This is a genomic window from Bilifractor sp. LCP21S3_A7, from assembly GCF_052118825.1.
Classification (GTDB): Bacteria; Bacillota; Clostridia; order Lachnospirales; family Lachnospiraceae; genus Bilifractor.
The window spans coordinates 54,476-77,741 of record NZ_JBQKGL010000013.1 but is presented as its reverse complement, the minus strand read 5'-3'; the positions used below and the strand labels follow the sequence as shown (position 1 = coordinate 77,741).

20 protein-coding genes are annotated in these 23,266 nt (G+C 49.3%); 13 read left to right on the top strand and 7 right to left on the bottom strand.

Annotated elements, in window-relative coordinates:
* Positions 1-69: 69 nt before the first annotated feature.
* The 3 genes from ACTQ1O_RS11905 (at position 70) to ACTQ1O_RS11895 (ending at position 3,909) form a co-directional block, all read left to right on the top strand.
* Positions 70-1,017 carry a glycosyltransferase family 8 protein gene (locus tag ACTQ1O_RS11905; RefSeq protein ID WP_441487434.1) on the top strand — a complete coding sequence of 316 codons (948 nt, stop codon included), beginning with the start codon at positions 70-72 and terminating at the stop codon, positions 1,015-1,017.
* A gap of 123 nt (positions 1,018-1,140) precedes the next feature.
* Positions 1,141-1,536, top strand: coding sequence for a flagellar protein FlaG (locus ACTQ1O_RS11900; protein WP_441487433.1), 396 nt, complete (start codon positions 1,141-1,143; stop codon positions 1,534-1,536).
* A gap of 174 nt (positions 1,537-1,710) precedes the next feature.
* Positions 1,711-3,909, top strand: coding sequence for a methyl-accepting chemotaxis protein (locus ACTQ1O_RS11895; protein ID WP_441487432.1), 2,199 nt, complete (start codon positions 1,711-1,713; stop codon positions 3,907-3,909).
* A gap of 143 nt (positions 3,910-4,052) precedes the next feature.
* On the opposite strand, the gene ACTQ1O_RS11890 is transcribed toward ACTQ1O_RS11895, so the two are convergent.
* The 6 genes from ACTQ1O_RS11890 to flgB all read right to left on the bottom strand — a co-directional run bounded on the left by ACTQ1O_RS11890 (position 4,053) and on the right by flgB (position 9,289).
* On the bottom strand, positions 4,053-4,343 hold the full coding sequence (locus ACTQ1O_RS11890; RefSeq protein WP_441487431.1) for a hypothetical protein: 291 nt from the start codon (positions 4,341-4,343) through the stop codon (positions 4,053-4,055).
* Between the two features lie 138 nt (positions 4,344-4,481).
* Complete coding sequence (locus ACTQ1O_RS11885; protein ID WP_441487430.1) at positions 4,482-5,072, bottom strand: CheB methylesterase domain-containing protein; 591 nt, start codon at positions 5,070-5,072, stop codon at positions 4,482-4,484.
* 9 nt (positions 5,073-5,081) lie between these two features.
* On the bottom strand, positions 5,082-5,894 hold the full coding sequence (locus ACTQ1O_RS11880; protein ID WP_441487429.1) for a CheR family methyltransferase: 813 nt from the start codon (positions 5,892-5,894) through the stop codon (positions 5,082-5,084).
* A 241-nt stretch (positions 5,895-6,135) separates the two neighbouring features.
* A complete protein-coding gene (locus ACTQ1O_RS11875) occupies positions 6,136-6,630 on the bottom strand; it encodes a chemotaxis protein CheW (RefSeq protein WP_441487428.1) in 495 nt (164 codons plus the stop codon).
* Between the two features lie 16 nt (positions 6,631-6,646).
* Positions 6,647-8,830, bottom strand: a complete 2,184-nt coding sequence (locus ACTQ1O_RS11870; protein ID WP_441487427.1) for a chemotaxis protein CheW — start codon at positions 8,828-8,830, stop codon at positions 6,647-6,649.
* A 69-nt stretch (positions 8,831-8,899) separates the two neighbouring features.
* Entirely contained in the window at positions 8,900-9,289 is a 390-nt protein-coding gene (gene flgB / locus ACTQ1O_RS11865) for a flagellar basal body rod protein FlgB (RefSeq protein WP_441487426.1), read from the bottom strand.
* A gap of 299 nt (positions 9,290-9,588) precedes the next feature.
* Between flgB and ACTQ1O_RS11860 the strand changes: the two genes are divergently transcribed.
* The 3 genes from ACTQ1O_RS11860 to ACTQ1O_RS11850 are packed head-to-tail and all read left to right on the top strand — an operon-like array spanning position 9,589 to position 13,869.
* Positions 9,589-10,371: a hypothetical protein gene (locus tag ACTQ1O_RS11860; RefSeq protein ID WP_441487425.1), complete on the top strand. Its 783-nt coding sequence runs from the start codon at positions 9,589-9,591 to the stop codon at positions 10,369-10,371.
* Entirely contained in the window at positions 10,364-11,341 is a 978-nt protein-coding gene (locus ACTQ1O_RS11855) for a hypothetical protein (protein ID WP_441487424.1), read from the top strand. The genes ACTQ1O_RS11860 and ACTQ1O_RS11855 overlap by 8 nt, the downstream gene beginning before the upstream one ends.
* A 26-nt stretch (positions 11,342-11,367) precedes the next feature.
* Complete coding sequence (locus ACTQ1O_RS11850) at positions 11,368-13,869, top strand: methyl-accepting chemotaxis protein (RefSeq protein WP_441487423.1); 2,502 nt, start codon at positions 11,368-11,370, stop codon at positions 13,867-13,869.
* 254 nt (positions 13,870-14,123) lie between these two features.
* On the opposite strand, the gene ACTQ1O_RS11845 is transcribed toward ACTQ1O_RS11850, so the two are convergent.
* Positions 14,124-15,227 (bottom strand): HD-GYP domain-containing protein, encoded by a 1,104-nt coding sequence (locus ACTQ1O_RS11845; protein WP_441487422.1) that lies wholly within the window; start codon positions 15,225-15,227, stop codon positions 14,124-14,126.
* Between the two features lie 435 nt (positions 15,228-15,662).
* On the opposite strand from ACTQ1O_RS11845, the gene rpsL reads away from it, so the two are divergent.
* The 7 genes from rpsL (at position 15,663) to ACTQ1O_RS11810 (ending at position 23,137) form a co-directional block, all read left to right on the top strand.
* Positions 15,663-16,076 carry a 30S ribosomal protein S12 gene (gene rpsL / locus ACTQ1O_RS11840; protein ID WP_441474974.1) on the top strand — a complete coding sequence of 138 codons (414 nt, stop codon included), beginning with the start codon at positions 15,663-15,665 and terminating at the stop codon, positions 16,074-16,076.
* Positions 16,077-16,258: 182 nt separating this feature from the next.
* The gene (gene rpsG, locus ACTQ1O_RS11835; RefSeq protein WP_441100740.1) at positions 16,259-16,729 is read left to right on the top strand and encodes a 30S ribosomal protein S7; all 471 of its coding nucleotides are present in this window, start codon (positions 16,259-16,261) and stop codon (positions 16,727-16,729) included.
* Between the two features lie 15 nt (positions 16,730-16,744).
* Positions 16,745-18,862 carry an elongation factor G gene (gene fusA, locus ACTQ1O_RS11830; protein WP_441487421.1) on the top strand — a complete coding sequence of 706 codons (2,118 nt, stop codon included), beginning with the start codon at positions 16,745-16,747 and terminating at the stop codon, positions 18,860-18,862.
* Between the two features lie 261 nt (positions 18,863-19,123).
* The gene (gene tuf, locus ACTQ1O_RS11825) at positions 19,124-20,317 is read left to right on the top strand and encodes an elongation factor Tu (RefSeq protein ID WP_441100738.1); all 1,194 of its coding nucleotides are present in this window, start codon (positions 19,124-19,126) and stop codon (positions 20,315-20,317) included.
* 238 nt (positions 20,318-20,555) lie between these two features.
* The gene (locus ACTQ1O_RS11820) at positions 20,556-21,074 is read left to right on the top strand and encodes a hypothetical protein (protein ID WP_441487420.1); all 519 of its coding nucleotides are present in this window, start codon (positions 20,556-20,558) and stop codon (positions 21,072-21,074) included.
* 107 nt (positions 21,075-21,181) lie between these two features.
* Entirely contained in the window at positions 21,182-22,336 is a 1,155-nt protein-coding gene (gene fliB / locus ACTQ1O_RS11815; RefSeq protein ID WP_441487419.1) for a flagellin lysine-N-methylase, read from the top strand.
* 99 nt (positions 22,337-22,435) lie between these two features.
* Positions 22,436-23,137 (top strand): NUDIX hydrolase, encoded by a 702-nt coding sequence (locus ACTQ1O_RS11810; protein WP_441487418.1) that lies wholly within the window; start codon positions 22,436-22,438, stop codon positions 23,135-23,137.
* Positions 23,138-23,266: the final 129 nt, after the last annotated feature.

Genomic DNA, 23,266 nt, shown 5'->3' with positions numbered 1-23,266 from the left:
AGAGATTGAGATTTATTTCAGGTCAGGCCATGCAAACAAATATTAGTATTGATTGGGAGAAAACTACGCATGAGAACAAAATACTATATCATGACTTCAAGTGATGTGAATCTTTTCAGGCAGGTAAAGATACTGCTCTATTCCATCGGAGAAAATTTAAAGGATGCAGATGTTGATTTCTATTTTTTCCATAGGGGAATTAACGTTGAGAGTATCAGAGATTTTGCCGCAAAAATAGACAATATCTCTTTTTATGATGTAGCAGTTGAGAAAGCAGAAATCTATGATCAGATAGCAAGTCATGGAGGAAGCTGGGCGGGTGAGGCGTATTATTCTTTATGCGCCTACCGTTATCTTCCGGAAAGCGTTGACAGAATCCTGTATGTTGATGCGGGTGATGTGATGATTGTCAATGATATAGCTCCCTTTTATTACGATGATTTCAATGACAATCTGATTATAACGAGCAATATCCGTTCATATTCCGAGGATGGGAAGCCGGTCATCTTTTTTAATGAATCAGACCTTCTGGTAGAGGATTATCGTAACAAGATCCTTGACAGTACGTTTAATTCCGGATCCTATATGATCAATATTAATAAATTCAGGGATACACAGCTTGATGAAAAGGATTATCTGGATATGGCGAACTACTTCTGCCGGATTCAAGGAATGCCGGATCGTGCTTATTTCGGTGATCAGGGATTCATGAGCGCATGCTTTCTGGGGGATATCAAATACTGGCATTATCCGGAAGAGGATGTCTTACTTAGTACGGCTTATAATTTTATGATGGGTTGGTATAATGTCTTTCATGTTGTTCCATTTCGGCCTGCAATTGTTCATTTCGTCGGCGGACCTAAACCCTGGTCCTTGGAGTATCCATACGAACTGAAAATGTTTCAGGATAAAGAAAAAATGTGCAGATATACCGATCTGACTATAGGCCAGGGAGAATGGTATTTTTTATGGCATCAGTATGCGATGTGCTCGGAAGCATTAGATAAAAGTAGGTAATGCAGACAAGAATACAGCTTCCGGCTTCATTCTCCATGCACCGACCGCTTATGATTCCTGTTTTGTTGCCGATATCAATAATGGAGAGGTTTTATCAGCCACACCGACAAGGAGGTACGATCTATGGAAATAGAAGGTATTCGTGGCATAGGCGCGGTTCGTCCAGAAAAGGATGTCTGGGAAACCGCAGCTGAGCAGATGGAACAGATATTGGCGAATCGGAAAGACAAAGTGAATTCATCTGTAGATGAACAGAGTAAGGGAAATTCCGGAGGGGAGGACGAGAAACTTCAGTCCGATGAAGATACAAACCAGAAGGAACAACTGGAACGTCTAAAGGAAATGATACGTTCGCGGAGTGTCCGTGTGAAATATCGTGAGGATGTTCAAAGGTATGCGATCACTGTTGTCGATCCGGATACAGAAGAAGTAATCCGGGAGATCCCTTCCGAGGAGCTTCTGGATTCGTTTGCAGAGATGCTTAAGTACGAGGGAATTATCGTAGACAAGAAGGGATGATATATTTCGTCTGTTTTTACAGCAATTTTCGGCGGCGTTTCGCAAGTATTTTGTCAGCAATTCCTTAAGATATGTTGAAAACAGCCGATATTATAGATATCAGCAGCAAGATCAGGTATCAACACGCCGGCTTGCGTGAGGAATTCATTAAACATATCAGAAGGAGCAGCGAAGATGAACGTCAATAGTAAACAGCCTTCAGGAAAGAAGGCAAGAGCGGGTATCCGCAATATGGACCTTAGTAAGAGACTCGCTCTGATTATGACCGTTGTGTTATTTTTGTCATTTCTGTGTATGACATTGTTAATTACCATTTCGGTCGGAAGATCAATCAGGAAATCTACCAGAGAGCATTTCGACACCATCAGCCAGGGAAGTGTGGCTAAGGTTCAGGGCTTGATGAATATTTCCGCAGATGTAAACAAAAATATTCAGCTGGTGCTGACGAATATGTATGCGCAGCCGGATGATCTGAAGGAGGAAATGACTGCATCCTGGAAAACGGATGGAGGAAGCTCCGATCAGAAGAAAGCAAAGTCAAATGCGGGATATGTGAGTCAGCTTACCGGCGAAGAGATTCCCGCAAGCAGGTTTGCGGCGGAGACAGCGATTGTCAATACCATATACAGTGCGGTAAAGGATAATGATGATATTGTGGGAGCGGGCGTATTGCTTGAGCCGGGAGCCTTCTCTGAGAGCGCTGAGGTCTATGCGCCGTATGTGAATAAGGAAGACATTTCTCAGAATGTTGTCGAGAATCTGGATTATGATTCTTATTCTGAAGCGGATTATTATCTGCCGGCCAAGGAAAATCAGAAGAGCGGAACGACAAACGCCTATGAAGAAGACGGGGTCACTATGGTATCTCAGTATTTCCCGATCGTTGCGAATGGGAAGTTCATGGGAGTCGTTGTTGTCGATATCAAATCGGACGCGTTTTCGATTATTGCATCGAAAAGCACGGAATTTCCGTCCATGTATGTAAATATCATCAATGGGAACGAATATATCCTGTATAGTACCCACACCGATGTCATCGGAAAGGCATATAAGGATACGGTTTCAGCAGATGCATATTCAAAAATTCATGCAAAACAGGAGAGCGGAAATGCATTTCAGATCGAGACATCTTCAAAGTCCGGAGAGGTAGAGAGATTTTATGAGCCTCTGACGGTGGGAGATGAGACGTGGTGGATTCAAAGCGCAGTTCCGGTAAGAGAATATAATGCATCCGTCGTGAAAATGTGTATCTACGTGGATATCAGCGCAATAGTCATTATGGTTATCCTGATTGTGCTGCTTTCGAAGATGCTGCAAAATGCGCTTGCGCCGTTGAAAACAATTGGAGATAGCGCCGAGGAACTGGTAAAAGGAAACTTTGATGTCAGCTTCTCTTATGACAGGGAGGATGAGATCGGACGGCTGGCCCGCTCTATCCATCGCTTCATTAACAGAGTTGTGGAAATCATCGGAGATTTGTCGAATCATCTGGGTGAGCTTGCATCCGGAAATCTGGATCCGGATCTGGAGCAAAACAAGGAGTACTATGTGGGAAGCTATGCAGCACTCCTTGAGTCGATGAGGGTCATCACAGATAAGCTGTCCGTTACAATGAAAGACATCCGGAATGCGGCGGAGCAGGTCTCCAGCGGATCTGAGCAGGTGGCTTCCGGCGCTCAGGCGCTTGCACAAGGGTCAACGGAACAGGCTTCCTCGATTGAGGAGCTTTCTCAGACAATGAGTGATATCTCCAAGAAGATCACAGCAACGGCGGAGATGACCGGTGAGGCGGAGAAGATCAGCAGCGGATCGAATGACGCGGTTCAGATATCGAACAAAAAGATGGATGAGATGTCCTCTTCGATGACAGAAATTACGGAGAAAGCCGGAGAGATCAGCAAGATTATCAAGACAATTGATGATATTGCGTTCCAGACCAATATTCTGGCGTTGAATGCTTCGATTGAGGCTGCGAGAGCCGGCGCCGCAGGCAAGGGATTTGCAGTTGTAGCGGATGAAGTCGGAAATCTGGCGAAGAAATCGCAGGAGGCGGCAGGAGATACGGCGAAGCTGATTGAGGATACGATCGCCGCAGTGCAGAAGGGAGCCGGAATCACAGATGAGACCGCAGCCGCACTGAAGGAGGTATCGGAGAGCTTCCGGAAGATTGATGCTCTTGTATCACAGATCTCAGCGGCTTCCGAGGAGCAGAGTGCTCAGGTGAAGCAGGTGACAGAGGGAATTGATCAGATTTCTTCCGTTGTACAGACCAATTCGGCGACAGCAGAGGAAAGCGCTGCTGCGAGCCAGGAGCTTTCTTCTCAGGCAACGCTCCTGGATGAACTGGTTATGAAGTTCCGTTTAAAGGAATAACAGACGGAGAACTGTCTGAGCGATGGGACTTTTAAGAATCAGGGTAAGTTATTATCGTCAGAGTTTATAAGTGAGATAATGCTTAGAATACGGCGCACCCGCCGGGTCACGTTTACATGTGACAGGCGGGTGCGCCGTTTGGTTTATTGCGTTGATTTCGGAGAATTGGAGGAGGACACGGACGCGCCGGTCACCGAGTTCGAGACACTGTCGGCTGCGGAAATGGAGATATCCGGCTGGCTATCGGGATTGCGGGGATGCCTTGAAAGGAATCCCGCAATGAAGAGACATACGATTGCTGCCAGCAGGATGAGCCGCCCGTAGCGTTTGCCCTTCTTCTCCAGCTTTGCGTTTTCGGCAGCAAGCCGGTAACGGCGGCTGCGGGGAGAATGATCGCAGTTATTTTCGTCATCTGACGAGGATATTTTTCTCATGAATCTGTACCTGTGAATCTATATCAGAATCTGTATCTGTGAATCTGTACCTGTTAATCTATATCTGAATCTTACCTGTGCAGCCGTACCTGTAAATCTGCGCCTGTGCAGCCGTACCTGTGAATCTGTCCTTGCGGACTATCTTCCCACTGCCTGCCGTATCAGAAGAGGCATATTGAGCAGGGAGGCCTGCCGGTCGAGCGCGCCGAGGTGGAAGGCCTCCATCGGCATACCATATACTACACAGCTTTCTCTGTCCTGCCCCAGGGTATACGCACCCATCTGGTGCATGTGAAGAAGACCCATAGCACCGTCTGCTCCCATGCCGGTCAGGATGACTCCTACAGCTCTGGCGCCCGCGGCTGTGGCTGCAGAATCGAAGAGTACATCCACCGAAGGCGCGTGTCCGTTGACCTTGTCCTCCTGTGTTACAGAGACACTGTAGCTGCTGCCGATCCGAACCACTCTCATCTGACTGCCCCCCGGAGCGATAAGAATCTGGCCGGGCACAACCGCGTCGCCGTGCCGGGCTTCCCGGACGGTCATGCGGCAGAGCCGGTTCAGACGTTCCGCGTACATCCTGGTGAAGCCGGGCGGCATATGCTGTGTGATGATGACACCGGGCATATCTTCGGGAAATTCTCTTACAATACTCAGAATCGCTTCGGTTCCTCCCGTAGAAGCTCCGATGGCGATAAGGTTTCTTTCTAAGCTGTTATTCATACTCATTTGAGGTACTTACTCTTTCTTTTGGTAAATAGCGGGCTGGATGTATTCATAAGGGCAGGAATTCCGGTTCAGTCCCTCGGAGTGTCCGATGAACAGATAACCTCCCGGTACCGTCGCCTGGTAGAATCGGCGCACAAGGTCTTCCTTAACTTGTTGATCAAAGTAAATCATGACATTTCTGCAGCAGATCAGATCGAATTTTTTGCGAAAGTGAATCGGATCCATTAAGTTAAATTCACGGAAGAGAACATTGCTCCTGAGCTCTGAAGTGATGCGGTACAGACCGTCGCTGCCCTTGACAAAATACCGCTTCTTCCATACCGGAGGAAGACTGCTGAGGTTTTCTTCATTATACACCGGCTGAGAGGCGCGGAAAAGCATATCATTAGAAAGATCTGTAGCCAGTATCCGGGTGTCCCAGCTTCCTTTATCACGGAAATAGTCCAGAAGATACATGGACAGGGTGTACGGCTCTTCTCCGGAGGAACAGCCGGCACTCCAGATGCTTATACATCGGTCGGTTTTGTGCTTCTGTTCCAGCATGGGCAGAACTGTCTGCTGGAGAAAACGGAAATGTACCTCTTCTCTCATAAAATAGGTATAATTCGTGGTGAGTCTGGCCAGCATGGGATTGATGAGATCGGGCCGTCTCCCGCTGATGATGTCCTGGACGTACTCGTGAAACGAGGTGTAGCCGAGCTGTGCCACAGGGGCGGAAAGGCGGCTGGAAATCAGCAGTTTTTTCTTGTGAAGGTCAATGCCGTAGTGCTGTCGGACATAGGTGTGCAGAAGGAAAAAATCTTCATTTGTAAGAGGTGTCATGCTGTCGCTCCTTTGCGTGGGGATATTGATACAGCAATAGAAAGGCGGTCTCACGAGGCACACGGACCTGTCACCTTATTGTGACACGAAGAAGATCCGTCCGGTTCGTGGACCGCACTATGATTTACGCGAACAGTGAGCCGCAGCCGAATGCGAAGTATTCGTGTGCGGCGAGCGTCGCGATAGCGAGATAAAACTCGCACAGCGTGTTTTATCTCGTTGGTGAAGGATAAGAAGCTGCTTATCCGCGTACCAGGGCATGGCAGTCAAAAGACATAGCCACGGTTTTTCCGTCGGGAAGCTTAAGCATGCCGTTTGCGAGCTTCTGCGGATGATTAAGCGGAAGCGGGTGGATCTCATTGATGTCAATGTCCAGGACGCTTCTTACATTATCAACTACAATTCCGATCGGTACGGAATCAATGTTCAGTACAATGATACAGGTCTTGCTGGTGTAGGCTGCCGCCTCCTTACCCATCAGCTTGCGGACATCCACGACGGGCAGAATCTGTCCGCGGAGATTGATGATACCGCTCACATATTCGGGTACAACGGGGAGAGAGGTGATAGCATGATCGTTGATGATCTCAATGACGTATTCCGTGCTCAGAAAGAGTACGAGGCCCCCGGACTCAAAGACCAGACAGCGTTTCAGATTCTGAGTATTTTCCTCTTCGTCGGCCGGCTGCTCATCAACAACATTTGAGAGAGATTCCTTCTTGATTGTATCGTCCATTACTTGTCCTCTTTCCTTACGCGTTTTCAACTGATGCTGAATAGATTCCCGCAACATCAAGAATGATACTGATATTACCGTCTCCGAGTATCGTACAGCCGCTTATACCGACGCTCTTGAGGTCGTAGTTGTTGAAGTAGGTGGGAAGCGGTTTTACAACGACCTGCTGTTCTCCGATCAGATCATCGGCATAGAGAACACAGGATTTCTCGCCTGCTTCGACCCAGATCATGATGCCGTCCTCAATGTTGGTGTCGTATTTCGCGGGAATATTGTAGAAGCGGTTCAGACGGACGAGCGGATAGAAGTTGCCCATGCGTTCGATCATTTCGCTTCCTGTCTCATCCAGTATGAGGTCGCTTGCGGTTACCTTGAATGACTGGCTGATATTTGAGATCGGGATGGTAAAGATCGAATCGCCGACGGTTACCTTCATGCCGTCTACAATCGCCATGGTGAGCGGAATCTTCAGGGTGATAACGGTGCCTTTTCCGTATTCGCTCTCAATTCTTACGCTTCCTCCGACAGATTCTACATTTTTCTTTACTACATCCATGCCGACGCCGCGGCCGGAATATTCAGTCACTTCTTTATTGGTGGAGAAGCCGGGCAGAAGAATGAGTGCGAGAGCCTCTCTGGGTGAGTAGGAGGACTTTGGCTTGGTCAGGATGCCCTTCTGTTCTGCCTTGTCAAGGATTGCGTTGTAATCCATTCCGTATCCGTCATCCGACACAGAGATCACAACCTCGCTGCTCGTATGTGACGCCGAGAGCACGATTTCACCCTGGGGATTCTTGCCGGCGCGGATACGCTCTTCGGCGGTCGCTTCGATACCGTGATCCATACTGTTTCGTACGATATGCATGATCGGGTCCTGGATGCTGTCGACGATACTCTTGTCGACCTCGGTGTCTTCTCCGATAATGGTCAGCTTGACATCCTTCCCAAGCTTGGACTTCATATCCCTGACGATACGGTTCATCTTCTGGAACACGCCGGAGATAGGCACCATGCGAAGAGACATGGAGATGTCCTGCAGGTCATCGGTCAGCTTGCGAAGCTGGCGCGCGGATTTATTGAAGTTGTCGAAAGCCTCCTGCGGAAGCATTTTGAGAACCGGAGAGGAGGTTACCATGGATTCTGTGATAACAATCTCGCCCACCAGATTCATCAGACTGTCCAGCTTTTGCAGGTTGACGCTGATAAGACTCTGCTTGATCGGCGTGTTCTTCTTTGGCGGCACGTTTTTGGCGGGAGCAGAGTCATGCTTTGCGGCTGCGGCTGCTTTTCCCTCGGAGGATTCCGGGCGGACCGGCGGCTGGCTTTCAGAAGCAAGGCTCTTTTTTTCTGCAGGAGCAGAGGATTCTGCGGCGGGCGCGTCCAGAATCTCGAAGGAACGGATGTGGTTCTGCGACTGCAGCACGCCGATTGCTTTCTTGCAGTCATCGGCGGAATCAAGGGCAATGAAGAAGCCGTTGTCGATGACGGCCTGTGCGGTTGCGGGGTCGGTGTCGAGATTTTTTGGATATACCCGGAATGAGATGTCGCAGTCCTGCAGGGAGTTGACAATCATGAAGGCACGGAGGTTTTCCATCCCGACGCCTTCTTCGAGAAAAATATGGATGAACTGAACAGCTGTTTTGTCTTCGAGAAGGCCGGCGATTTTTGCATTGATGACCGCAGCATCCTGTTTCGGCAGCACATCTGCGGCGGGTGTCTGCTTTGTGTCAGAAGCCTCTGGAGACTTCTTTTCAGTCTTCTCTTCAGCCTTTTCTGCAGCCTCCTCCGCTTTTTCGTCCTTCTTGAGCCGGTCGAGGAAAGCGGCTACGGTTGCGGTAAAATCATCGGTATTCTGCGTGAGGGGCTCTCCGTTCTCTACCTTTTCAACCTCAGACCGAAGCCGGTCTTCTGATTGGAACATGAGATCGAACAGATCTTTTTTGTCTTCCGGTCCTACAAAGTCGATGCCCTTGTCACGAATAAAGAAGAACAGATCCTCCACCTTATGTGCAATCGTCGAGATGGAATCGAACGACATCATTGCGGAAGAGCCTTTGATGGTGTGCATGATGCGGAAGATCTCATTGACATCGTCAGTTGAGAAGTCCCCTTCTTTTTCATCAGCTACAAGCATCTCGTCAAGCTTATCGAGAAGCTCGTTTTCTTCAAAAAGGTAGGCTTCAAGCATATTATCATCCATAGTTATTGTTTCCCTTCTGTATAGCCGCTGCCGCCGCGCGGTTTCGTTATGAATTTTTTATGCGGCAGGTCAGAATGATTTTGTGGCGGAATCCAGCCTTTTCAGGTCTCCGCTGATGGAATTTACCAGCATTTGATACTGATAGGCGGTTTTGACCAGATCAACCTGCTCCTGATCCATGTCTACATTATTGCCATCGAGCCGCGAAGACTCATTCGGGTCTGTTTCGACGGAACCGGATGCCCGTCGGATGGCATGCTCCGTGTGCGTCGCGTCTTCGCCTGTACCGGCGGTACTGCGGATCCGGCGGCTCAGTTCCTGTTCAAAGGTTAATCGCTGCGCCTTGTAATGGGGCGTATCCACATTCGCGATGTTCATGGCTGTGATATTCTGGCGTTCCCAGAGCAGGTCAAGGGCCTTTTCATCCATAGTCACTTCGTTTCCGAACAGTCTGCTCATACTTATTTATTCCTTTCCGGTCTCTGATCCGGGACGAATTCCCATTCTTTTCAGTATCCGGCAGATACCGGAAAAGATATGCAAATCAGAATCCATACAATTGATTATCGTCACATCTCTCACAATTATAATGAATCTGACGCGAAAAGTCATCCTGCTTCCGGAACTGCGGCAGGGGATTTTGGCATACTTATTCTTATACTCTTATATAAGCAAGGAGCTTTGCCGATAAATAACTTATACAATACCGGATCTCAGATAATAAGGTTCTATGTTGGTTATTCCGGGAGGATAGAGATATGTCGTTAGAGGTTAATCAAAACGGTATCGGCAGAAACCGCGAAATCCGCCGCAGCGAGAAGAAGGAGAGGTATTCTTCAAAGAGCGGCGTTTCACTGTTCGGCGATCTTATAAATTCGGAGACAGAGAAGACGGGGAGCTCAGCAGATGCAAAAGCCGGGAGAGCGGCGGATCAGGGGATAAGGGATCAGTATATCCGGAGCGCCTCGGCATTGAATTCGTCAGCAACCGAAAATGTATTCCGCATGTCGGCGGATGAGCGGACGGAGCTTGTCAGTCGGATGAAGGAGGAACAGGAGAACCGCCAGCATGAGTTCCTGACGATGATCCGTAAATCGCTGGGCTATCAGGCAAGCGAGTATCAGAATGCGAATGCCACGCCGAGCGTGGATAACAATGGAATCTGGCATTTTCTTGCGAGCGGGAACTATACGGTGGATGCGGCCACTCGCACGAAAGCACAGGAAAATATCAGTGAAAACGGATACTACGGTGTGAAAGAAACATCGAAACGGATCTTTACCTTTGCCGCCGCTTTGGCGGGTGATGATCAGGAGAAGATGAAGCGGCTGCAGGCAGCGGTGGAGGATGGCTATCGCCAGGCGGGAAAGGCCTGGGGGCAGAAACTTCCCGAGATCTGCAAGGAAACCCTGAACGCTGTAAATCAGCTTTTTGAGGATTATTACAGGGACTCTTCTGACAAAAAGGTGTCGGGAGCACAGGATCATACGGATGACAGCACAGGAATGACAGATACATCGGGAGCCGTAAAGAATGGTTAGTGCGCGCATCGGAGGCAGAGAGAAAAAAAAGAAGAGAAGGAGAGCCCGGATAACTGCGGCTATGGTTATGGCCTGTGCGGTCTTTCTGCTTGCGGACCCGGGAAACGCGGTTCTGCCGGCAGTCACGGCTTATGCGGATGGAGAGAAAACTCCGGATTTTTATATCAAGGTGGTGTCCGGCGACGGAAAAGGCGCAATTCTCCGGGAAAAGCCGTCAGCGGATTCCGCACAGGTGCTGAGAGATCCGATTCCGGATGGTACGATACTGCATATAACATCGAAAACGGAAGATTCCGGCGGCAACATCTGGGGATATACAAATTATTCAGATGTTGCCGACGGTTATATTTTGCTTCAGGGATCGCAGGAAGCGCAAAGAAAGGACCTGCTGCAGCCCTCGGAGGAGGAGCTTCAGAGGGAAGCGGAGAAAAAGGCGCAGGAAGAGAAAATCGCACTTATTACACGTTATTTTCAGACTGTGGATGCGGATGGAAATGTGATAGAAGACGATATACCTTTTGTAGAGGACTCTTCGTCCGAAGCGGACTCCGGGGGCGGCTCAGAGCTTCCGGCGGAGTCGGTTTCCGGAACATCGTCCGGGGACATTGCGTCCGGATCACAGCCGGATGGCCGTGTCCGTTCGGATTCTTCGGAAAGCCTGTCGGTTCGTGGTGTTTCCTCGACTTCCGCATCATCGGGCTTAGGAGCAAGAAAGAAGAAGGGCATTCCGCTTCTGCTTCCGGTTATTGCCGCTCTGGCGGCGGCTGCTGCCGGAGGCGTGTTCTTCGTGTTGAAGCGGAGGAAAAAGAAGGCAGCCGTTCAGGGCGGTGAAGACACAGCTCCGGAAACTGCAGAGGAGCGGAAACCCTCGGCCGGAAAAGAACCGGGAAAGAGGAAAGGAATCAGAAAGCCGAAATCCAGGCCGATCAGCGAGGAAAAGGCCCGAAAGGCCAGAAAAAAGAAGAGCTGAGATTAATACTATATGGGAGAGAGCAAATGAAAAAGAAAATCAATGGAATGGGCATGAAGGCGAACTGGAAGTATACACCCCTCCGTGTCCGGCTGACTGTGAAAATAGCGACGATGATCCTGGTAACATTGGTCGCTACTATATTATGTGTGGAGGCGGTTGCGGGCAGCATCATCAGGAAGCAGACAAACTATGATTTGTCTGATATTTCATCGGGGAACGGAGCCAGAATACAAAATATTACAGACGGCATTGAGAGTGTGACGACCCCGATCAACGGCGCATTTAATGCCTTGAAGAAAAAGAAGGCGGATGCGGAGATCGGGCTGATTCGCAGTACGATTGTTCCGAATGTACAGCTTGGTAAGATGGCCTATACGACGGAGCAGACGATTGAGACCAACCTGTTGTCGGCACTGTCAGATCACCCGGAATACACCAGTATCGGTGTGTATTTCCCGGACAGCAGCTTTTACAAGGATACCGGGGATTATGGATTTATCGTCAATAAGGACAGCGAGAAGATTCAGAAGGCCAGTCCGATTACGGCGGATGGCATTTCGAAAATATCGGTTATTCAGGAAGTATTGGACAGCGGAAAGGTCAGGTATTCTGACCCGTACGATAATGAATTCACGAAAAGTAAGGTGATCACCGGAGCTTATCCAATTTTTGAGACAAGTGCGGATGACGCGGAACAGAACACCGGAAGCGCTGTGGGTGTCGTATTTGTTGATGTCGCGGCAGATGCTTTCGATATAACGGACGATGACAGCACGAAGAATTATAAAACGATTCTTGTTGATGTAATTAATGATCGCGGCGACATTGCTTACAGCAATTTCGAGGATTCTATCGGTGTCAGTTTCAGCAAGTACCTGGATTCATCAGGAATGGCCAAGGTCAGGGATGGCATGAATACGGGAAAACCGTTTGTCTGTAATATCAAGAGCGGAAAGTACCATAAAATGCGGGCGTTCTATCCGATCAAGGTCGGAGAAAATACATGGTGGGCGCAGACCTCTATCGATTATTCTGAGTACATGCTGAATATCCGTAATCTCCTGCTGATGGTGACGGTTATGGCTCTTATTTCCCTGGCTGTGATGATCTTCATGACGATGCGGATGATCCGGAACTCTCTGAGACCGCTTCAGGATGTAGCTGAAGCCGCGCAAACCATGGCGGGAGGCTCCTTTGATGTTCGTCTGCAGTATGATTACCATGATGAGATCGGCTCTCTGGCAGACAGTATGAGGACTATGGTCGATAATCTGAAACGGATTATCACGGATCTGCGGAAGGAGCTTTTCGAGATGTCAGAGGGAAATCTGGCGTATGAGGAGGGCGACCGGTCGATCTATATCGGAGAATATAAACCGCTGCTGGATTCGATGGAAGTAATTACAGACAAATTAAACTCGAATATGAGAAGAATCCAGGATTCGGCAGATCAGGTAGACAGCGGAGCCGGACAGGTGGCTTCCGGAGCACAGGCACTGGCGCAGGGATCTGCGGAGCAGGCATCTTCTGTAGAGAAGCTGTCGGAGACGATGACAGATATTTCCGGCAAAATTCATGATACGGCGAATCGGGCTAAAGAGGCGGCCGGCTTGTCCAGAGAGGCCGGTGAGGCTGTGGAGAACTCCAATGAGAAGATGCGGGAGATGTCCGCTGCGATGGAGGATATCACGAAGAAGGCGGAAGAAATCAGCAAGATTATCAAAACGATTGATGATATTGCGTTTCAGACCAATATTCTGGCACTTAACGCATCGATTGAAGCTGCGAGGGCAGGATCGGCCGGAAAAGGATTTGCTGTGGTTGCAGATGAAGTGGGAAATCTTGCCGGCAAATCGGCGCAGGCTGCCAAGTCCACAGCTGCCTTGATTGAGGAGACAGTCGCTGCTGTGAAGAAGGGCGGAAATCTGACGAACGAAACCGCGTCTTCCCTTCTTAATGTTTCGGAAAGTACCCGGAAGATCAAAGAATTAATCGGAAAGATCAGCACGGATTCCGAACAGCAGAGCAGAGGCGTGGGAGAAGTGACTCAGGGTCTGGAACAGATTTCTGCAGTTGTGCAGACGAATTCCGCGACTGCGGAAGAAAGCGCTGCCGCGTCGGAGGAACTTTCTTCACAGGCTAATCTGATGAAGGAGATGATCGGCAAGTTCCGTCTGAGGGATGAGAAAGGCAGGAAGGCAGCTGATTCGCCAAAGCCTGTCATCATGAATAGAAAGACACAGAGCCGGCAGGTAAAGAAGGCGGATATTCCGAAGGCTGAGAAACCGTTTGAAAGAAAAGCGGACGTTCCGAAGGCTGAGAAGCCGTTTGAAAGAAATACAGACGTTCCGAAGGCTCAGAAGACGGAGGAAAGAAAAGCAGACGTTTCGATATCGAAGACGCATAACAGTGGAACGGTAAAGAACGAAAAGCCCGAAAAGAACGTCGGGAGAATGCCGTCAGCAAAGCGCGACGGAAATGAAAACGGGAAAGCGTTTAAACCCGATCCTGACAATAAATATTGAAAATCAATATTGAATTGAGCTGACAAGAAAACATTGAAAGGTCAGGGCTGACAAAAAGCATCCCCTCCGGAGGATTTGATCCACCGGAGGGGATGCTTTAATTTACGCGAACAGTGAGCCGCAACCGAATGCGAAGTATTCGTGTGCGGCGAGCGTCGCGATAGCGAGATAAAACTCGCACAGCGTGTTTTATCTCGTTTTTAAGGATTAATCTTTGGCAATTCGTTTATGGTTCGGTTTTATCTCGTTATGGCTTAGTTTTCAATGACAAGGTTCAGGCAGTCAATGGAAGCAAGGTTATATACATTTCCGTTTTTCAGTGAGACTACGGTAGGCCGCTGTATGAGTTCCGGATTGTTGCGCACGACCTTCGCGGTTTCTCCGTTGCTGAGGGTAACGACTGAATCCACGGGGTAGAGGATGATGGAATGGAGCAAACTATGAAGGGCATTTTCGTCCAGCGCTGCAGTCATCGTCATAAGAATTTCGACTGCATCTCTGAGCTTCATGGCCTTTTTGTAGGGACGGTCCGTTACCAGGGCATCGAAGATATCGGCGACGGTCAGGATCTTTGCATAGGGATGAATCAGTCCGCCCATAACTCCGTTTGGATATCCGGTTCCGTTCATTTTCTCATGATGCTGGAGAACACCCAGTGCAATATCGGTGGAGATGTCAGGATTATCCTTGATCATCATATAACTGTATTCGCTGTGCTTCTTCATGATCTCAAACTCTTCCGGTGTAAGGCGGCCGGGCTTGTTCAGAATTTCATTCGGAATACGGGTTTTGCCAAGATCATGGAGAAGCCCCGCTGTGCCAAGCTCGTGTATCCTGTCGGAGGAAAGCCCTTCTCTGCGGCCGATCATCATGGACAGAGCGGCTACGTCAACGCTGTGACGGAAGGTGTATTCATCAGAGATACGCAGGTCATTGATACTGAGGACAATGGAATTGTTCTTCCGGATGGATTCCATTAAATCCGAGACGATTGAGGACGCTTCCCTCATGACAATGCGGGGGTTATTCGCGTTCTGAAACATGCTTTTCATGCCGGATTCGATTCTCTCCTTTACAAGGGTGGACAGAACCAGCTTTGTCGTATCCGGCTTTCGAAACTGCAGAATCTTGTTCATAATGGCGGGCGGAATTTCGTCCTTGGACTGGTCGGAATTGCCGGGCCTTCCGTAATAAACCTTAATATAGCTGATCGGAAGCGTATTAAGCCGATCGATCATGAAGTCATCGACATAGGTTCCGCTTTTTACAAGCTCGCGCCCGTGCCGGTCAAGAATCTCATCGGCGATAATCATTCCGTTTCTGAGTTGTGAAGGTTTAATATCTATGATCTTCATCATGAATCGTCAGGCGTAACCCCTGTGAGTTTCTGAAAACATACTCCACTGCTGCAATGTTATTCCATTACTGTATCAGCTCTTCGAAAACGCAGACAGGCCGCCTGCCGCGAAGCACGGAGCAATCCGCAGCTAATACAGTGTGTGGCATGATGTATCGTATGGCTGTTTACTAAGTAAGATGTATCGTACGGCTGTTTACTGAGTAATAAGTATAGCATATTTTTAGAACAATGAAAAGAATTTGTAATAAACCGCGGAGGGCTTGTAATTTGGCTTGTAATTTGAATTTGTAATAAACTGCGGAGGGCTTGACATTTATTTTCAGGAACGATATAATAAGCCGGCATGACTAAAGAAGGGGCGTTTGTGCGCCTTTTTTCCATGTGATGACTGAATAAGAAGCAGCCGTAGAAAAACAAGGAGGAAATAAAAGGAATGCCTACATTTAACCAGTTAGTTAGAAAGGGCCGTCAGACTTCCGTAAAGAAGTCCAACGCACCGGCATTGCAGAGAAGCTTCAACTCTCTGACAAAGAAATCTGTAAACCAGTCTTCTCCTCAGAAGCGTGGTGTCTGCACAGCAGTTAAGACCGCTACGCCGAAGAAGCCGAACTCAGCGCTTAGAAAAATCGCCAGAGTACGTCTTTCCAACGGTATCGAGGTTACAAGCTATATTCCTGGAGAGGGACATAACCTTCAGGAGCACAGCGTTGTGCTGATCCGTGGAGGAAGAGTTAAGGACCTGCCAGGTACCAGATATCACATCATCCGTGGTACTCTCGATACTGCAGGTGTTGCCAACAGAAAGCAGGCCCGTTCCAAATACGGCGCCAAGAAGCCGAAGAAGTAATACAAAAGCAACCAGGATAAGAATTCATTATCTCACTAAAGTTTTATGGTTTTGTGTAACGGTATTTCGACAACCTCCGCGGCTGCAGGTTGGATAGAAAAATTACCGGTACAGACACATTCGTACCATACCAGATGTGAGTACCTGAGATCTAATCGTTAATGATTAAGGAGGGAAGTAACGTGCCACGTAAAGGACATACTCAGAAAAGAGATGTTTTAGCAGATCCGGTATACAACAACAAGGTTGTAACCAAGCTGATCAACAGCATCATGCTGGACGGCAAGAAAGGTACTGCTCAGAAGATCGTTTACAGCGCATTTGCTAAAGTAGAGGAAAAGGCCGGAAAGCCGGCAATTGAATGTTTTGAAGAGGCTATGAACAATATCATGCCTCAGCTCGAGGTTAAGGCCCGCCGTATCGGTGGAGCTACCTACCAGGTACCGGTAGAGGTTAAGCCGGACAGACGTCAGGCTCTGGGACTTCGCTGGCTGACAATGTTCTCACGCAAGAGAAGTGAGAAGACAATGTCTGACAGACTGGCAAACGAGCTGCTCGATGCTATGAATAACACCGGAGCATCCGTGAAACGTAAAGAAGACATGCATAAGATGGCAGAGGCCAATAAGGCATTTGCTCATTACAGATTCTAAAAGGAGGGAACTCTGTTGGCTGATAACGGAAGAGAATATCCGCTTGAGAGAACCAGAAATATTGGTATCATGGCGCATATTGATGCAGGTAAAACTACTCTGACAGAGCGTATCCTGTATTACACCGGTGTTAACTACAAGATCGGTGAGACATACGAAGGAACTGCGACAATGGACTGGATGGCACAGGAGCAGGAGCGTGGTATCACGATCACATCCGCTGCCACTACCTGCCACTGGACACATCAGTACCAGAACAAACCCGCGCCGGGTGCGCTTGAGCACCGCATCAACATCATCGATACACCAGGACATGTAGACTTCACAGTTGAGGTTGAGCGTTCTCTTCGTGTACTTGACGGTGCCGTAGGTGTATTCGATGCCAAGGGCGGTGTTGAGCCTCAGTCAGAGAACGTATGGCGTCAGGCGGATACTTACAATGTTCCTCGTATGGCATTTGTAAACAAAATGGATATCCTTGGAGCAAACTTCGACAACACCGTTCACGAGATCATTACCAAGCTCGGCAAGAACCCGGTTGTTATCGAGCGTCCGATCGGCAAAGAGGATTATTTCCAGGGCGTAGTTGATCTGTTCGAGATGAAGGCATACATCTACAACAACAAGACCGGCGATGATATCTCCATCGTAGATATCCCGGACGATATGAAGGATGAGTGCCAGGCCGCTCACGAAGAGATGGTCGAGAAGATCGTTGAGTTCGACGATGATCTGATGATGGCTTATCTCGACGGTGAGGAGCCGAGCATCGACGACATGAAGAAGGCACTCCGCAAGGCAACTATCGCGAATAAGGCCGTTCCGGTTCTCTGCGGTTCTGCACATCAGAACAAGGGAATTCAGAAGCTTCTGGACGCAGTCGTTGACTTCATGCCGGCACCTACTGACGTACCGGACATCGAGGGAACAGATCTGGACGGAAATGAAGTCGTAAGACATTCTTCTGACGAAGAGCCGTTCTCAGCTCTTGTATTCAAGATCGTTTCCGATCCGTTCGTTGGACGTCTTGCATACTTCAGAGTTTATTCCGGTACACTGAACTCCGGTTCTTATGTACTGAATGCAACCAAGGACAAAAAAGAGCGTGTCGGCCGTATCCTTCAGATGCATGCCAACAAGCGCCATGAGCTGTCCAAGGTATATTCCGGAGATATCGCCGCGGCTATCGGATTCAAGTTCTCCTCCACCGGAGATACGATCTGCGACGAGCAGCATCCGGTAATTCTGGAGTCCATGGACTTCCCGGATCCGGTTATCGAGCTCGCGATCGAGCCGAAGACAAAGGCAGGACAGCAGAAGCTTGGCGAGGCTCTCGCAAAGCTGGCTGAGGAGGATCCGACCTTCCGCGCTACCACAAACCAGGAGACCGGACAGACAATCATCGCCGGAATGGGCGAGCTCCATCTGGAGATCATCGTTGACCGTCTGCTTCGTGAGTTTAACGTAGAGGCAAATGTCGGAGCTCCGCAGGTCGCATATAAAGAGACAATCACAAAGGCATCGGATATCGACAGCAAGTATGTTCGTCAGTCCGGTGGTAAAGGACAGTACGGTCATTGTAAAGTTAAGTTCTCGCCGCTGGATGCAAACGCAGAGCAGTCCTACGAGTTCGTTAACAGCGTAACCGGCGGTTCCATCCCGAAGGAGTATATCCCGTCCATCGATGAGGGTATTCAGGATGCTATGAAGGCCGGTCAGCTCGGCGGATTCCCGGTAGTCGGAGTCAAGGCTGAGGTATACGACGGATCCTATCATGAGGTCGATTCTTCCGAGATGGCATTCCATATTGCCGGATCCATGGCCTTCAAGCAGGCGATGGAGAAGGGCGCTCCGGTGCTCCTCGAGCCGATCATGAAGGTTGAGGTTACTACACCTGAGGAATACATGGGAGATGTTATCGGTGATATGAACTCCCGCCGTGGCCGTATCGAGGGAATGGATGATGTAGGAAACGGAAAGCTTGTCCGCGGTTTTGTTCCGCTGGCTGAGATGTTCGGTTACTCCACAGACCTTCGTTCCGCTACACAGGGACGTGCAAACTACTCCATGTTCTTCGACCGCTATGAGCCGGTTCCGAAGTCTGTTCAGGAGAAGGTCCTTTCTGATAAGTAATGAAACGGTTCCTGCCCCGTTCGCGGGGCAGCACCGTTAAGATCAGCACCGGATGGACGGAGCCATTCCGTCAGACGTCACGACTGCCCGGGACAGACCCGGAATTTCGTGCACGGGACTCCGGATAGAGAGAATTCACTTGCAAAGATTCTGAAAATGAAATATAATCAAGCATAGCGGATTTTCTATTTTACAGTAATTTTTAATAAAGTAAATACGCAGGCAGAACGCCGGTATTCATTTTAAGGAGGAAGTATTACAATGGCAAAACAGAAATTTGAAAGAACAAAACCGCATTGCAACATTGGTACCATCGGACATGTAGACCATGGCAAAACCACTCTGACAGCTGCAATCACAAAGGTTCTGGCTACCAGAATGCCTACCGATGAGAACCAGATCGTTGACTTCTCCAACATCGATAAAGCTCCGGAAGAGAGAGAGCGTGGTATCACAATCAATACCGCTCATGTAGAGTATGAGACTGAGAATCGTCACTATGCACACGTTGACTGCCCAGGACATGCTGACTACGTAAAGAACATGATCACAGGTGCGGCTCAGATGGATGGCGCTATCCTTGTAGTTGCAGCTACTGATGGTGTTATGGCTCAGACTCGTGAGCACGTTCTGCTTGCACGTCAGGTAGGTGTTCCGGCCATGGTTGTATTCCTCAACAAGTGTGATATGGTTGATGATGACGAGCTGATCGAGCTGGTTGAGATGGAGGTTACCGAGCTTCTTGACGAGTACGGATTCGAGAACACACCTATCGTCCGCGGTTCTGCTCTGAAGGCTCTTGAGGATCCGAACAGCGAGTGGGGCGACAAGATCATGGAGCTCCTGAGCGTTGTTGACGAGCATATCCCGACTCCGACACGTGATACAGATAAGCCGTTCCTGATGCCTGTTGAGGATGTATTCACAATCTCCGGACGTGGAACTGTTGCTACCGGCCGTGTAGAGCGTGGTACTCTGAGACTGAATGATCCGGTTGAGATCCTTGGAATCTCTGAGGATAAGCTTTCTTCTGTTGCTACCGGTATTGAGATGTTCCATAAGCTCCTTGACGAGGCTATGGCTGGTGATAACATCGGTGTTCTTCTCCGTGGTATCAACAGAACGGATATCGAAAAGGGACAGGTTGTTGCTAAGCCCGGCACTGTAACCTGCCATACAAAGTTCACCGCTCAGGTTTACGTTCTGACAAAGGACGAGGGCGGCCGTCATACCCCTTTCTTCAATAACTATCGTCCGCAGTTCTATTTCAGAACAACTGACGTTACCGGTGTTATCACTCTTCCGGAAGGCACTGAGATGTGCATGCCTGGTGATAACGTTGAGATGACCATCGAGCTGATCCACCCGATCGCTATGGAGCAGGGACTTACCTTCGCTATTCGTGAGGGCGGTCACACTGTAGGATCCGGCCGTGTAGCTACGATCATCGAGTAATCGAAAAACAGTATTATCGCGTAATTCATGGAGAGCCGCAAACCCTTGAAACAGGGGTCTGCGGCTCTTTTTGCGAGCCTTTGCGTCAGGTAAGGGAGATCTTTTTTTAATAAAAGGAGTCGCGTATATGTACTCGAAGCGTTTTTGATGTGGTATGATTGTTATACGCTCTTGACAAGGAAAGTCAGAAGCAAGATGAAGTGGGAAATCACTCAGTTAGATAAGAAAGGATAATAGAATGGCAAAACCTGTTAAGATCAGACCTGCGGCGATGCTCGGAGCGGTTCTTGATTTTCTGGGAGGACAAAAGATCACAACCTACACGAATGAGGATGAGGGTTACGAATATCTGAAAAATGGATGTTTCTGTGTCTCGGTGTTAAACCCGAAGGGAAGCGACGATCTCTATATTGATCTCGAGGATGGCTTCACTTTGACTTACGGTGACTGGAACGCGCACTATGAGGCGACAGACCGCGATTTCGAGCACATGCGGGAAGATGTAGAGGATTTTCTGGCAAACCGTATGTATCTGGCTGTTGTGTATTCTGGAAAGGAATGGATCTGTTCCCTTACGATTCATGAGAATGATGTCAGCAAGGCTCGTCTCTTCCGGCAGACGAAGGATTTTCTGCACAGCGCGGACTGCGATCCGTTCATACAGCTTCTGAATCATAAGGGCGGGGTGATCGACTGCAGTTTCTGGGACGTAAAGAGAAGCCGGGAGATTCGCGTGAATCCGGGGGAGATCAGGTGATCATGAATAACAGGCGCCTTTGACGGATGAATGGCTTCGTGGAATAAAGTTCTGATGGACAGAGGATGTCATATGGCTGAGAATTCGCATAAGGGGGACGAGCAGATATGATTTATGAGTATCCCGATACGGTTCTGAAATTTTCCTGCATTGCAGGAAAGTGCCCGGATACCTGCTGCGCAGGCTGGGAAGTGGATCTTGACCGGGAAACGGAGGAATACTACCGGTATGTCGAGGGTCCCTTCGGGAAGCACCTGCGGCGTGCCATGAAAACAGAAACAGAAGAAAACGCGGACGGAGAAGAGGTCCGTACCTGTTTCTTCCCGCTTACGGATCAGAATCGCTGCCCTTTCCTTAACGATGACAATTTGTGCGAGATCATCACTCACCTGGGACCGGAGGCGATCAGTGTCGTCTGTGATGAGTATCCGAGGTATTTTGAGCAGATCGGGAATTATCAGCAGATGGACATGAGCCTTTCCTGTATGGAGTTCGGAAGAATATTTTTTTCTTCGGGACCGGTGCAGCTGCAGCGCATGGAGGATGATACAGACCGGGGATGGGGCGACACGGACCGCGAACGGCTTCGTGGAATTCTGACGATCCGCGATGATGCGGTTCGTTATCTCCAGGATGAGGATCATAAGCTTTCCTGGAGGGAGAAAATGAATGACATTGAGCGTCAGATCGGCATCATTCCGACACAGGAGAGCCAGAGGAGTCTGATGCGGCGTATGGAGAGACTCGAGGTTATCGATCACCGCTGGACCGAAATGCTGGAACGGGTAAGAACTACAGGTATGGAGGCCGACGTTGCAGGGACGGCTGTCAGCGGTGAGGCCGGCGATGCGCGGACGACTTTCAGCAGTGAGGCCAGCGGTGCAGGGATAACGGTCAGCGGTGAGGTCGGCGATGCGGGGACAGCTGTCAGCGGTGAAGCTGACAACTTTCCGGCGCGGCTGCGCGCGGAATTTGAGAGGCTCCATGAGGACTGTCTTCCCGGATGGTTCACAAAGCTTTGCGTGTACTTCGTCTTTCGCTATACACTTGACACCTATTCTGACGGGGATGCGGCAGGTGTCTTCCGCTACATTGACAGAAGCCTTCGTTTTCTGTGGATGATGTGTCTGGCCGAATGGAACGCGGCGGGGCGGAAGCTGTCCATTGAGGATATGATTGATCTCGCCCACCTTTATTCAAGGCAGGTTGAGCATTGCGAGGAAAACGTCGCCATTCTGAAGGAAGACGGAGAAGACGAGTGACGGACAGATTCATTTCGCAAAAAGAAGAGAATTCGTTCACCTGCCCAAAATCTTTTAGCCGTGAAGTTTCTGCCCACAGCAGACGAAAGGATTGAATATATGAAGGACGAGGATCAGAATCTGGAAAATCAGAGCCCGGAATGCCGGAGCCCGGGAAACCGGAGTCAGAGTAATCGGAGCCTGGAAAATCAGATTTCGGAGAGCAGGAGCAAGGAAAATCAGATATCGGAGAGCAGGAGCAAGAAAAATCTGGGAGGAACCGGCCATCTGAGAAGATTGTCGCGGTCTCTGGCCTACAGCGGCTCCGTGGTTGATGTGTATCAGGACACAATGGAGCTTCCGGACGGCTGCATTCAGAAGTGGGATTTTGTCTGTCACAAAAAGGGAGGCGGCGCATGTATCGTTCCGGTTCTCGCGGACGGAAGAATTCTTATGGTGCGTCAGTACAGACCGGCAATTGACCGGGAGACTCTGGAACTTCCGGCCGGAGCGGTTGATGCGGAGGATGCGACGACAGAGGATACCGCAAGAAGAGAACTGAGGGAGGAAACCGGATACACTGCCGGGAAATGGAAGCTGCTGCTGCGGCTGAAGACGGCGGTTGCCTACTGTAATGAGTACACGGATGTCTATTTTGCCTCTGACCTGAAGGACTCCCATGGCCAGGCGCTGGATGAAGCGGAGGAGATCCGACTGCGTGCCGTTGAGCCGGAGGTACTGCTTCAGGATATTTACAGCGGAAGGATACAGGATTCCAAAACAGTGGCGGGTATTCTCGCTTATACGAATCAGAAGCGGTGAATATCGCTTTGCCAGATATCAGCGCTATTAACGCAATAAAATTCGCTGTGGCAGATGATGAAGCAGGGTAATATACTGACACAGATATCGGTACGGTCAACAATGGCACCAGGAACATCTGTGATTTTG

Bases quoted from the DNA above. Each gene is read 5' to 3' on its own strand.
- ACTQ1O_RS11905 (WP_441487434.1), top strand. From the start codon at position 70: ATGAGAACAAAATACTATATCATGACTTCAAGTGATGTGAATCTTTTC.
- ACTQ1O_RS11900 (WP_441487433.1), top strand. From the start codon at position 1,141: ATGGAAATAGAAGGTATTCGTGGCATAGGCGCGGTTCGTCCAGAAAAG.
- ACTQ1O_RS11895 (WP_441487432.1), top strand. From the start codon at position 1,711: ATGAACGTCAATAGTAAACAGCCTTCAGGAAAGAAGGCAAGAGCGGGT.
- ACTQ1O_RS11890 (WP_441487431.1), bottom strand. From the start codon at position 4,343: ATGAGAAAAATATCCTCGTCAGATGACGAAAATAACTGCGATCATTCT.
- ACTQ1O_RS11885 (WP_441487430.1), bottom strand. From the start codon at position 5,072: ATGAGTATGAATAACAGCTTAGAAAGAAACCTTATCGCCATCGGAGCT.
- ACTQ1O_RS11880 (WP_441487429.1), bottom strand. From the start codon at position 5,894: ATGACACCTCTTACAAATGAAGATTTTTTCCTTCTGCACACCTATGTC.
- ACTQ1O_RS11875 (WP_441487428.1), bottom strand. From the start codon at position 6,630: ATGGACGATACAATCAAGAAGGAATCTCTCTCAAATGTTGTTGATGAG.
- ACTQ1O_RS11870 (WP_441487427.1), bottom strand. From the start codon at position 8,830: ATGGATGATAATATGCTTGAAGCCTACCTTTTTGAAGAAAACGAGCTT.
- flgB (WP_441487426.1), bottom strand. From the start codon at position 9,289: ATGAGCAGACTGTTCGGAAACGAAGTGACTATGGATGAAAAGGCCCTT.
- ACTQ1O_RS11860 (WP_441487425.1), top strand. From the start codon at position 9,589: ATGTCGTTAGAGGTTAATCAAAACGGTATCGGCAGAAACCGCGAAATC.
- ACTQ1O_RS11855 (WP_441487424.1), top strand. From the start codon at position 10,364: ATGGTTAGTGCGCGCATCGGAGGCAGAGAGAAAAAAAAGAAGAGAAGG.
- ACTQ1O_RS11850 (WP_441487423.1), top strand. From the start codon at position 11,368: ATGAAAAAGAAAATCAATGGAATGGGCATGAAGGCGAACTGGAAGTAT.
- ACTQ1O_RS11845 (WP_441487422.1), bottom strand. From the start codon at position 15,227: ATGATGAAGATCATAGATATTAAACCTTCACAACTCAGAAACGGAATG.
- rpsL (WP_441474974.1), top strand. From the start codon at position 15,663: ATGCCTACATTTAACCAGTTAGTTAGAAAGGGCCGTCAGACTTCCGTA.
- tuf (WP_441100738.1), top strand. From the start codon at position 19,124: ATGGCAAAACAGAAATTTGAAAGAACAAAACCGCATTGCAACATTGGT.
- ACTQ1O_RS11820 (WP_441487420.1), top strand. From the start codon at position 20,556: ATGGCAAAACCTGTTAAGATCAGACCTGCGGCGATGCTCGGAGCGGTT.
- fliB (WP_441487419.1), top strand. From the start codon at position 21,182: ATGATTTATGAGTATCCCGATACGGTTCTGAAATTTTCCTGCATTGCA.
- ACTQ1O_RS11810 (WP_441487418.1), top strand. From the start codon at position 22,436: ATGAAGGACGAGGATCAGAATCTGGAAAATCAGAGCCCGGAATGCCGG.